Source organism: Sodalis sp. RH20 (genome assembly GCF_047324205.1).
Lineage (GTDB): Bacteria > Pseudomonadota > Gammaproteobacteria > Enterobacterales > Enterobacteriaceae > Acerihabitans.
Window position 1 is genome coordinate 2109229 of sequence record NZ_CP178733.1, and the last position, 10918, is coordinate 2120146.

A 10918-nucleotide genomic window follows, 5' to 3' on the forward strand; every position below is an offset into this window, starting at 1 on the left:
CGTCGGTCATGACATTCCTTATTGTCCCTAAGCCTGCAAGATACCATAATTATATTCCACGCAACATTTTAGGTGATACGGCACAAACGCGTACTTTTATCCGTCTGAGAAGGATACATTGAATGATACCGCGCCACCTGCCGGCCGATCTTATGGAGTAGGACTGATGAAACTAGCCGTCTACAGCACTAAAAATTACGATCATAAATTTTTGTCACAGGTAAATGAACATGTTGGCTTTGAAATAGAATTTTTCGAATTTCAATTGACGCCGCGTACGGCCAAGACCGCTGAAGGCTGCGATGCGGTGTGTATTTTTGTCAATGACGACGGCGGGCGCGACGTACTGGAGGCCTTGGCCGAAATGGGCGTAAAGCTGCTGGCGCTGCGCTGCGCCGGCTTCGACAATGTCGATCTGGCGGCGGCCAAAGAGCTTGGCATTCAGGTGGTGCGGGTACCCGCCTATTCGCCCGAAGCGGTGGCGGAACATGCCATCGGCCTGATGATGTGCCTGAACCGGCGCATTCACCGCGCCTACCAGCGCACCCGCGACGCCAATTTTTCCCTTGAGGGCTTAATCGGCTTTAATATGCACAACCGCACCGCCGGGGTGATCGGCACCGGTAAAATCGGTGTCGCCACCATGCGCATCCTGAAAGGCTTCGGCATGCGCCTGCTGGCGTTTGATCCCTACCCCAGCGCCCAGGCCCTGGCGCTGGGCGCCGAATATGTGGATTTAAAGACCCTGTTCGCGCAATCGGATGTGATCACCCTGCACTGCCCGCTGACGCCGGAAAACCACCATCTGCTTGACCGGGAAGCCTTCGCGCAAATGAAGGACGGCGTGATGATTATCAACACCAGCCGCGGCGGCCTGATCGATTCGCAGGCGGCCATAGAAGCGCTGAAGCTGCAGAAAATCGGCGCGTTGGGCATGGACGTTTATGAAAATGAGCGCGATCTGTTTTTTGAGGATAACTCCAACGACGTAATCCAGGATGATGTGTTCCGCCGCCTCTCCGCCTGTCACAACGTGCTGTTCACCGGCCACCAGGCGTTCCTGACCGAAGAAGCGCTGACCAGCATCGGCGAGGTTACGCTGGAAAACCTGCGCCAGCTAAGCCAGGGCGAGCACTGCCCGAATCTGGTTACCGCCTGATACCCGGCCGGCCCCGCCTGATGATACGCGGGGCCGGCCTAAACGCGGCTGGGGGTTACCTGGCGTCAGTGATTAAGCCCATTCTCTCGATTAGCAGGCTCATTTTATCGATATAAGGACCCAGCCGGGTCAAATTCTCCTGTACCTCGGCTCTTATTGCCTCCAGCGGATAAGCGTCATTATTCAGTTCCCGCAGCCATTGCACATATCGGTCCATTACGTCCATCAGACGGTCGAACTGCCTCGGGCAGTTGATCTGTGTCGCGCCCCCATCCTCCCTCGCGCCGGCATTGATATCCTGTAGCAGGGCCTGCACATCCCGGCATAGCGCCTCGATACTTTCGCCAAACGCGCCGCATGCGGCAAGAAAATGGCTGGCAGACCATGAGCTCCCGGCAGCCAAGGCGGCGCCCGGTTCGCAGCACCTGATTTTTACCGGCACGACAGCGCCGGCGTCTTGCCCGGCGACAGCGGCGTCGCGCTTGCGCTGCCGGCCGATGCCGGCAGGCGCGAGGCTGATGTCGGCGGGCGCGTGGCTGACGGCCCGCGGCCAAGGCGCCCGCCGCCGGGCAGCATCATCTCCCGCCGGGGATAAACCGGCGGCATCAGGCATGGCGGGAGGGGAGAGTTTATTCAGAAATGGGTTCATAATAGCGTTTTATCCTTGATGGACGGGTAGCGATCCTGGCCCCTGTCAACGGCAGTTGCCAGCAGGACCACGATGTTATGCCATCAGGGGGCTCCCCGTAACGCTATCGGACCGGCGTTGCCCGAGGGTTCAGGCAAGAACGTATTGCCTGGCTGGGGATGGGAGCGGGATGCTTAAAAACGCTTGCCGTTGGCCAGTTGGCACATGCCCACCGTGGTGCCGTCAAGCTGGCGCGCCAGGGTCATTGTGCCGCCCGCGTTCATGCAGCGGGGGGTATTGGGCACGTCCACGCGCTGCGGCAGGCTGGCGGTGGTAGCCTGCTGGCCCATCTGCTCGGGCTCGTCATTATTGGAACTGCTGCAGGCGACTAATAATAGCGCGGATGTTGCCATCAACCACCGTGAAAACGTCATTAATCAGCTCCGTAATAATTGTACTAGGAATAGTCTGAAGCTTGCATTCTAGTCGCACAGCGTCTTGACGTCGAGTCTTGCGGGGCCGGTTTTACAATTATCCGCGCGCTTCATCGCACAAAAGCAAAAATCCCCTAGGGTTGCTACTGGTATACTGGCGCCCATAAGGGGTAACCCAATGATTTATGGGTTATCAACCGTGAACAGAAAAGGTACAGCATGATCACCACAGACGGGAATAACGCAGTCGCTTCGGTGGCCTATCGCATTAATGAAGTTATCGCCATTTATCCGATTACGCCCAGTTCCACCATGGCGGAGCAAGCCGACGCCTGGTCCGAGGCGGGCACCGCCAATATCTGGGGCGATGTTCCCCGCGTCGTGGAGATGCAGTCCGAAGGTGGCGCCATCGCCACGGTGCACGGCGCGCTGCAGACCGGCGCATTATCCACGTCCTTTACCTCGTCGCAGGGTTTGCTGCTGATGATCCCGACGCTGTATAAACTGGCGGGTCAGCTGACGCCGTTTGTCCTGCATGTGGCGGCCCGTACCGTGGCCACCCACGCGCTGTCGATTTTCGGCGACCATTCGGACGTGATGGCGGTACGCCAGACCGGCTGCGCGATGCTCTGCGCCGCCAGCGTACAGGAAGCGCAGGATTTCGCCCTGATATCACAGATCGCCAGTCTCAATAGCCGGCTGCCGTTTATCCATTTCTTCGACGGTTTCCGCACCTCGCATGAAATCAATAAAATCGCGCCGCTGGCGGACGCGACGCTGAAAAGCCTGCTGCCGCAGGAGGCCATCGACGCCCATCGCGCCCGCGCGCTGACGCCGGATCGCCCGGTGATTCGCGGCACTTCGGCCAATCCGGATACCTATTTCCAGTCGCGCGAAGCCACCAACCCCTGGTACCACCAGGCTTACGACCATGTGCGCCAGGCCATGGACGCCTTCGCCGGCGCCACCGGCCGCCAGTATCGTCCTTTTGAATATTACGGCCATCCCGAGGCCGAGCGCGTGATTATCCTGATGGGGTCGGCCATCGGCACCTGTGAAGAAGTTATTGATACCCTGCTCGCCCGGGGTGAAAAGGTCGGCATCGTCAAGGTGCGGCTCTATCGCCCGTTTCGCGCCGATGCGTTGCTGGCCGAGATCCCGCCGGGCGTCAAGGCCGTCGCGGTACTCGACCGCACCAAGGAACCGGGGGCGCTGGCCGAACCGCTTTACCTGGACGTGATGACCGCGCTGGCGGAAGCCTACAGCCAGGGACAGCGGGATAGCCTGCCGCGTACCATAGGCGGGCGCTACGGCCTGTCGTCGAAAGAGTTCGATCCGGCCTGCGTGCTGGCGATTTTCAACGAGCTGTCCCTGCCGCGGCCCAAGCCGCGCTTTACCGTGGGCATCTATGACGACGTCACCAACCTGTCCCTCCCCCTGCCGCAAGCGGATTTGCCGCGCCTGGCAAAGCTGGAGGCGCTGTTCTACGGACTCGGCAGCGACGGCACGGTGTCCGCCACCAAAAATAATATTAAAATTATCGGCAACAGCACCCCGCTGTTCGCCCAGGGCTATTTTGTGTATGACTCGAAAAAAGCGGGCGGCCTGACGGTTTCCCACCTGCGGGTCAGCGAAAAACCGATTAACTCCGCCTACCTTATCAGCCACGCCGACTTTATCGGCTGCCACCAGTCGCAGTTTATCGATAAATACCAGATGGTGGAGCGGCTGCGCCCCGGCGGTATCTTCCTGCTGAATACCCCCTATGGCGCCGATGAGATCTGGGCGCGCCTGCCGCAAGAAGTGCAGGCGCTGCTGAAGGCGCGCCAGGCGCGGTTTTATATCATCAACGCGGCGCAGATTGCCCGCGAATGCCAACTGGGCGCGCGCATCAATACCGTAATGCAAATGGCGTTCTTCCAGCTGGCCGCGATTCTACCTGCGGACAGCGCGCTGGCGGAGCTGCAGTCGGCCATTGCCCGCAGCTACCGCAGCAAAGGCCAGGAACTGGTGGAGCGTAACTGGCAGGCGCTGGCCGCCACGCGCGAAGCCCTGTTCGCCGTGCCGCTGGAAGACGTTAACGATCGCAGCCCCATGCGTCCGCCGGTGGTCTCCGACGCCGCGCCGGACTTTGTCAAAACCGTGACCGCCGCCATGCTGGCGGGCCTGGGGGACGCCTTGCCGGTCTCCGCGCTGCCGCCCGACGGCACCTGGCCGGTCGGCACCACCCGCTGGGAGAAACGCAATATCGCCGAACAAATCCCGCTCTGGAAGCCGGATTTGTGTACCCAGTGCAACCATTGCGTCGCCGCCTGTCCCCATGCCGCCATCCGCGCCAAGGTCGTGGCGCCGCAGGCCATGGCCGCCGCCCCCGCCGGCCTGGCTTCGCTGGACGTGAAATCCCGTGATATGCGCGGCCAGAAATATGTGCTGCAGGTGGCGCCCGAGGACTGTACCGGCTGTAACCTGTGCGTCGAGGTGTGCCCGGCCAAGGATCGGCAGGATCCCGCCATCAAGGCCATTAACATGGCCTCGCGGCTGGAGCATGTGGAGGAGGAAAAAATCCATTATGACTTTTTCCTGGATCTGCCCGAGATGGCCGTGTCCCAGCTGGAACGCATCGATATCCGCACCTCACAGCTGATTACACCGCTGTTCGAATACTCCGGCGCCTGTTCCGGATGCGGCGAAACCCCCTATATCAAGCTGCTGACCCAACTGTACGGCGACCGGCTGTTAATCGCCAACGCCACCGGCTGTTCCTCCATTTACGGCGGCAACCTGCCGTCCACCCCCTACACCACCAATGCGGAAGGCCGCGGTCCGGCGTGGGCCAATTCGTTATTCGAGGATAACGCCGAGTTCGGCCTGGGCTTTCGCCTGACGGTGGATCACCATCGCCGGCGCGTGCTGCGTTTGCTTGAAGAGCACGCGCCCCGGTTGCCGGCGGATCTGGTCGGCGAACTGCGGGCGGACGGCGTGGCGGTGGAAACGCGGCGCGGGCAGATAACGCGGCTTCGCGCCGAACTGCGCCCGCTGCTGCAAACGCAGAGCGTCGACGCCGGCTTGCGCCAGCTGGCGCAAGACGCCGATTACCTGGTGGATAAATCCATCTGGCTTATCGGCGGCGACGGCTGGGCCTATGATATTGGTTTCGGCGGGCTGGATCACGTTATGAGCCTGACGGAAAACGTCAATATACTGGTGCTGGATACCCAATGTTATTCCAATACCGGCGGCCAGCAGTCGAAGGCCACGCCGCTGGGCGCGGTGACCAAATTCGGTGAACAGGGCAAACGCAAAACCCGCAAGGATCTGGGCGTCAGCATGATGATGTACGGCCATGTCTACGTGGCGCAGATTTCACTCGGCGCCCAGCTTAACCAGACGGTGAAAGCCATCCAGGAAGCGGAAGCCTATCCGGGCCCGTCGCTGATCATCGCCTATAGCCCGTGCGAGGAGCATGGGTATGATCTGGCGCTAAGCCACGATCAGATGCGCCAGCTTACCGCCACCGGCTTTTGGCCGCTGTACCGGTTCGACCCCCGCCGCGGCGACGAAGGCAAATTGCCGCTGGCGCTGGACTCGCGCCCGCCCAGCAGCGATTTGAGCGCCACACTGCTTAACGAGCAGCGCTTCCGGCGGCTGAATACCCAGCAGCCGGAGGTGGCCGCGGCCCTCTACCAGGCGGCGGAAAAAGACCTAAAGGCGAAATATGACTTCCTGGCCCGCATGGCGGGTAAAACCGACGCGGCGGAATAGCCGACCGCCGGCGTTACGTTATCAACGCTGCGGGCCGGCAGGCGGTGAATATCGACGCCATGAGGCGGCATGGACTTTCCAGTCGCCGCCCCAGGGGTTATTATTAAGCATAATTTAGCGATTATTCAGGTACGCAATGGATCAGGGCGACGTGACCTTCGCGGTGCAACAGCCGGCGCAGGACGTTTTTTATCTCTCATGGGTGGCCTATATTCGCCCCGTGGTGCTGTTTCTGGTAATGGGCGCCATCGGCCTTATCGTGTCGCAGTCTGCGCGCGACGCCAATTTCATCCTGGTGGGCTACGGCATCCTGTTTGTGGCTATTATCAAGGTAATCTACGATTTTGCCTGGCGCAGGCGTTTCGTATTTTATTATGATGATGACGGCGTCTGGGTGTTCCGCGGCCTATTGCCGTGGAAAAAAGGCGTCGGCGGCGTCAAATGGCGCGATATTGACGAGGCCACGTTTGACACCGGGTTTTTCAGCTGGCTGACCAAGTCGTACCGGGTCCGCGTCGGCCACCGCTTTACCCAATCGAACGAAATCCTGGTAACCCACATCAAGCGCGGCAACCAGGCGGCGGCGGTCATCAACCAAAAGCTGATGCAGGATTTCCCCAACTGAAAGTGTTCAACGTCGCCGCCATAATCGCGTACAATCCCCGACAAGAGTCCTAACATCGCGGCGCCGCGGGCTTGGCGGCGCGCCGGTAACAGTCAAAGGCATAACCACCGTGGTCGACCAAAAAGAGCAGTACAACCTGAACAAGTTACAAAAACGCCTGCGCCGCAACGTCGGGCAGGCCATTGCCGATTTTAATATGATCGAAGACGGCGATCGCATCATGGTATGCCTTTCCGGCGGCAAGGACAGCTACACCATGCTGGAAATCCTGCGCAATCTACAGCAAAGCGCGCCGATCAGCTTCTCGCTGGTGGCGGTCAACCTGGATCAAAAGCAGCCGGGCTTTCCCGCTGATATCCTGCCCGCCTATCTCGATGCCTTGGGCGCCGAGTATAAAATCGTTGAAGAAAATACCTACGGTATCGTCAAAGATAAGATCCCCGAGGGTAAAACCACCTGCTCCCTGTGTTCGCGCCTGCGGCGCGGCATTTTATACCGTACCGCCACCGAGCTTGGCGCCAATAAAATTGCCCTGGGGCATCATCGCGACGATATCCTGCAGACACTCTTCCTGAATATGTTCTACGGCGGCAAGTTAAAAGGCATGCCGCCGAAATTGATGAGCGACGACGGTAAACATATCGTCATCCGCCCGCTGGCCTATTGCCGCGAAAAGGATATCGAGCGCTTTGCCGAGGCGCGCGCCTTTCCCATTATCCCCTGCAACCTGTGCGGTTCGCAGCCCAACCTGCAGCGGCAGGTGATAGGCAATATGCTCAGGGACTGGGATAAACACTACCCGGGGCGCCTGGAGACCATGTTCCGCGCGATGCAAAACGTGGTGCCGTCCCATCTCGCCGACGGCAGGTTGTTTGATTTCAGGCAATTGCATGCCGGAGGCGACATCATCGACGGCGGCGATATGGCGTTTGACCCGCTGGAACTGCCGGCGCAGCCCGCGGGCTGGCTGGCGGAGGATGACGTTGATGCCCTGCCGCCTGTCGGCGCGCGCCTCGACGTCGTGGAAATAAAATAGCGCGGCTACCACATATGCGGCGGCGGGTCCTGTATCGGCTTGGGGTCGGGATTATAGGGCGGCTCCAGGGGCGGATCCGGCAGTGGGTTCGGGATCGGCGGCGGATCGGTCGGGATGGGTTCTTCCGGTATCGGATCGCCTGGAATGCTCATTCGATACGGAACCGGTGCCTGGCGCACCCGGGGTGTCATAGTCATAGGCATACTGTCCACCTCTTTAAAGGGTCTTATCAAAGCAGCGCGTTTGCTGCGGACTCACTTTAAGGATAGTGGGCAATTGGGGTAAGGACAAATCCCCGCCCTGCCGCCCGGTTAATATGCCCGCCGGGGAAAAACCAAAAAAAAATGCCAGGTTAATAAACCCGGCATCGTATGAATTAAATATGCTATGCAATAATTCAAAAAAGGAAGTAAGACAATATGGAGCGCAACGCCCATCGCTTGACGTTGCATTCACCTGCGGGATCGATAGTGCCCCATCCCGCGCCCCTGCTTTTTGATATTGCTCAATATTAGCCGGCTTTTTTGCGTTTTTTACGTAAATTTTGCCGCGCATCGCCGCCACGCTATGCATATGGCTATAACCATTTACGCCGTTTTAACCATAGCGCCACACAAAGCACCAAGATAATTAACGCCAGGCAGAAGATACTGAAACCATAACGCATATTGCCGCCGGGGATGCCGCCCAGGTTGACGCCAAACAAACCGGTAAGAAAGGTGGTCGGCAGGAAAACCATGGCCATCAGCGACATGGTATAACCGCGGCGGTTTATCGACTCGGCGGTAATCCAGTTAATTTCATCGGCAATCACCGCCGTGCGGGCAATACCGCCGTCGATATCGTCGATGCCGCGCCCCAGGCGATCGGCGATATCCTGCATGCGCCTGCGGTCGTCATCCCCCATCCAGGGCAAATGCTCGCTGGCCAGGCGGGCGAAGACATCGCGCTGCGGCGCCATATAGCGCCGCAGGACAATCAGCTGCTTGCGCAGTTTCGACAGCTGGCCGCGCGGCGGGATCTGCTGGTCCAGCAGATCGTTTTCCAATACGATGATACGGTCATGCATATCTTCAATAAACTCGCTGGTGTGATCGGTCAGGGTATCGCACATATCCACCAGCCAGTTGCCGCTGTCCACCGGCCCCTGTTTTTTCTGCAATTCGTCAAGCATCTCCTCCACCGCCTGGATCGGCTGGTTACGGGTGGTGACGATCAGTTTTTCCGTGATATAGATACGCAGGACAATCAGCTCTTCCGGGTATTCCTCGGTATTGAAGTTAATGCTGCGCAAAATTATCAGCGCGCCTTCGGGTATGCGGTTAACCCGCGGCCGCGTGCTGTTGCCGGCCAGCGATTCGCGCACCGGATCGGGTATCAGCGGCGACGTGGCCAGCCATTCCATGCTGGCCTGGTGTTCCGTATCCAGGTGCAGCCAGCAGGGATGGAGGCAATGCGCAATGTCCGAGGCCTCGATAGGCGTAATGCCGCCCTGGCCGTCTAATTGTCCGGCGTAGACTACGCCGTTGATATGCAAGGCTTCACGATCGAGTACTTCCAACTTTTTTTCCTTATTCGGCACGATTCGGCACGGCTTGATGTCAAGTCTAGCGCCAAACGGGAAGATATAAAGAATTATAAAACATCGAGGTTACGGCACGTGATGCCGGCACCCCCGCTATGCGCGCGGATTGACGTCGCAAACGCGGTTTTTGCCCCGGCTTTTGGCCGCGTACAGCGCGGCATCGGCGCTGCGGATAAATGCGGCGGGCGTATCTTCCGGTCTCACCGGCATGGCGGCGTGGGCACCGGCGCTGATTGTCACCACGCCAAAGGGGCTGGCGTCATGGGGGATTTGCAATTCATGCACCGCCCTGACCACCGTCTCGGCAAACGTACGCGCGCCGGCGAGATCCGTGCCGGGCAGAATAACGGCGAACTCTTCCCCGCCGTAACGCGCCACCAGATCGTTCACCCGGCGCGGCAGCGCCAGCAGCGTTTGTCCTACCCGCTGCAAACATTCATCCCCCGAGACGTGGCCGTAGATATCGTTATATTTTTTAAATAAGTCGATATCGAGCAGGATCAGCCCCAACGGCGTCAGGTCGCGACAGGCGCGCTGCATCTCATTTTGCAGCACGATATCAAACTGGCGCCTATTGGCCAGGCCGGTAAGACCGTCATGCAGGGCCTGGACAGCCAGCTTTTGATTTAATTCCGTCAATAAGTCCCGGGCGATAAGCAAGTCTTTTTCCGAGCGCAGGCTGAAGGTAATTTGCCGCAGCAGCGCCCATGCCAGCAGGGTTAAAATGATCAGGATCCCCGCCCCGCCCGCCGCAAAAATAATACTGTCGGTACGCCAGCCGCGCAAAACTTCATTTTTAGACAAACCCGCCGCGATGACCAGCGGATACTGATCCAGCTTGGAATAGCCGAAAATGCGTTCCACCTTATCGTAATAAGAAATAAGCGTCGCATTGCCGGATTTGGCCCGCGGCAGCACATCGGTAAACAACGGGCTTTTGGCCATGCTCCGGCCGATGGCGCTTTCCTCATAGGGCCGGCGATATAAAATGGTGCCATCGGCCAGCATTAATACCAGGGCGGTGTCATTGTCGATGGCGAAATGATTGTAATACTCCTGGAAATAGCTGACATAGACCGTCGCCAGCGCCACGCCGCCGAAGCTGCCGTCCTGGTTATTTATCCGGTGCGACACCGGAATGACCAGATCCCCGGTGGACCGGCTGCGGATCACCTTGCCTATATATAAGCTATTGTCATTATGAGCTTGGTGATATTTGAAATATTCGCGATCCGCATTATTGGCATGAGGCGGAATAATACCCGAAGCCGTCACCAGCCAGTGCCCCTGGGCGTCATAAATAAACCCGCCGTGCAGCTGAGGCAGGAGTTTAATCTGCTCACTCATGACTTTTTGCAGGCGCGGCAGGCGCGCCTGCGACAGGCCGTCCGTGTCCAGGCGTTCCATCAAATCCTGCAGCGTAATATCCACCTGCAAAAAGGTGTCTTCCGCATGCTGGGAAAGGGCGCGCGACAGATTGGCGGAATCTTGTTCGGCATTCAGCAGATCGCGCCCATGCGCATTCCAGATTTGCCAGGTATCAAGGAAAATAATGGCGCAGGCCACCACCACAATAAAAATAGCGGCGTGGATCAGCAGCGAAGCATGGTTGACGACCTTATGCAGCAGGCGTAAGGCACCATTCGGCGAATAATCCATCTATTCCTTGATTTTACGGGTTTTACATCA

10 protein-coding genes are annotated in these 10918 nt (G+C 58.7%); 4 read left to right on the top strand and 6 right to left on the bottom strand.

The window, feature by feature from the left end:
- Positions 1-166 precede the first annotated feature (166 nt).
- Positions 167-1159 carry a 2-hydroxyacid dehydrogenase gene (locus ACL2XM_RS09770; protein ID WP_413730459.1) on the top strand — a complete coding sequence of 331 codons (993 nt, stop codon included), beginning with the start codon at positions 167-169 and terminating at the stop codon, positions 1157-1159.
- A 55-nt stretch (positions 1160-1214) separates the two neighbouring features.
- On the opposite strand, the gene ACL2XM_RS09775 is transcribed toward ACL2XM_RS09770, so the two are convergent.
- Positions 1215-1808, bottom strand: coding sequence for a hypothetical protein (locus ACL2XM_RS09775; protein WP_413728452.1), 594 nt, complete (start codon positions 1806-1808; stop codon positions 1215-1217).
- 173 nt (positions 1809-1981) lie between these two features.
- Positions 1982-2200: a DUF333 domain-containing protein gene (locus ACL2XM_RS09780; RefSeq protein ID WP_410015170.1), complete on the bottom strand. Its 219-nt coding sequence runs from the start codon at positions 2198-2200 to the stop codon at positions 1982-1984.
- A 240-nt stretch (positions 2201-2440) separates the two neighbouring features.
- Here ACL2XM_RS09780 and nifJ point away from each other — a divergent pair, with 240 nt between their 5' ends.
- The 3 genes from nifJ to ttcA all read left to right on the top strand — a co-directional run bounded on the left by nifJ (position 2441) and on the right by ttcA (position 7644).
- A complete protein-coding gene (gene nifJ, locus ACL2XM_RS09785; RefSeq protein WP_413730461.1) occupies positions 2441-5983 on the top strand; it encodes a pyruvate:ferredoxin (flavodoxin) oxidoreductase in 3543 nt (1180 codons plus the stop codon).
- Between the two features lie 136 nt (positions 5984-6119).
- Entirely contained in the window at positions 6120-6608 is a 489-nt protein-coding gene (locus ACL2XM_RS09790) for a hypothetical protein (protein WP_413732810.1), read from the top strand.
- A gap of 100 nt (positions 6609-6708) precedes the next feature.
- On the top strand, positions 6709-7644 hold the full coding sequence (gene ttcA / locus ACL2XM_RS09795; protein WP_413733214.1) for a tRNA 2-thiocytidine(32) synthetase TtcA: 936 nt from the start codon (positions 6709-6711) through the stop codon (positions 7642-7644).
- Between the two features lie 5 nt (positions 7645-7649).
- Here the strand turns inward: ttcA and ACL2XM_RS09800 are convergent, their stop codons facing one another.
- From ACL2XM_RS09800 to ACL2XM_RS09815, 4 genes are all read right to left on the bottom strand, one after another.
- Positions 7650-7841 (bottom strand): hypothetical protein, encoded by a 192-nt coding sequence (locus tag ACL2XM_RS09800; protein WP_410015173.1) that lies wholly within the window; start codon positions 7839-7841, stop codon positions 7650-7652.
- Between the two features lie 19 nt (positions 7842-7860).
- Positions 7861-8217: a hypothetical protein gene (locus tag ACL2XM_RS09805; protein ID WP_413732812.1), complete on the bottom strand. Its 357-nt coding sequence runs from the start codon at positions 8215-8217 to the stop codon at positions 7861-7863.
- A gap of 4 nt (positions 8218-8221) precedes the next feature.
- Positions 8222-9205 carry a zinc transporter ZntB gene (gene zntB, locus ACL2XM_RS09810; RefSeq protein WP_410015175.1) on the bottom strand — a complete coding sequence of 328 codons (984 nt, stop codon included), beginning with the start codon at positions 9203-9205 and terminating at the stop codon, positions 8222-8224.
- A 117-nt stretch (positions 9206-9322) separates the two neighbouring features.
- The gene (locus tag ACL2XM_RS09815) at positions 9323-10888 is read right to left on the bottom strand and encodes a diguanylate cyclase (protein WP_413732813.1); all 1566 of its coding nucleotides are present in this window, start codon (positions 10886-10888) and stop codon (positions 9323-9325) included.
- Between the last annotated feature and the right edge of the window lie 30 nt (positions 10889-10918).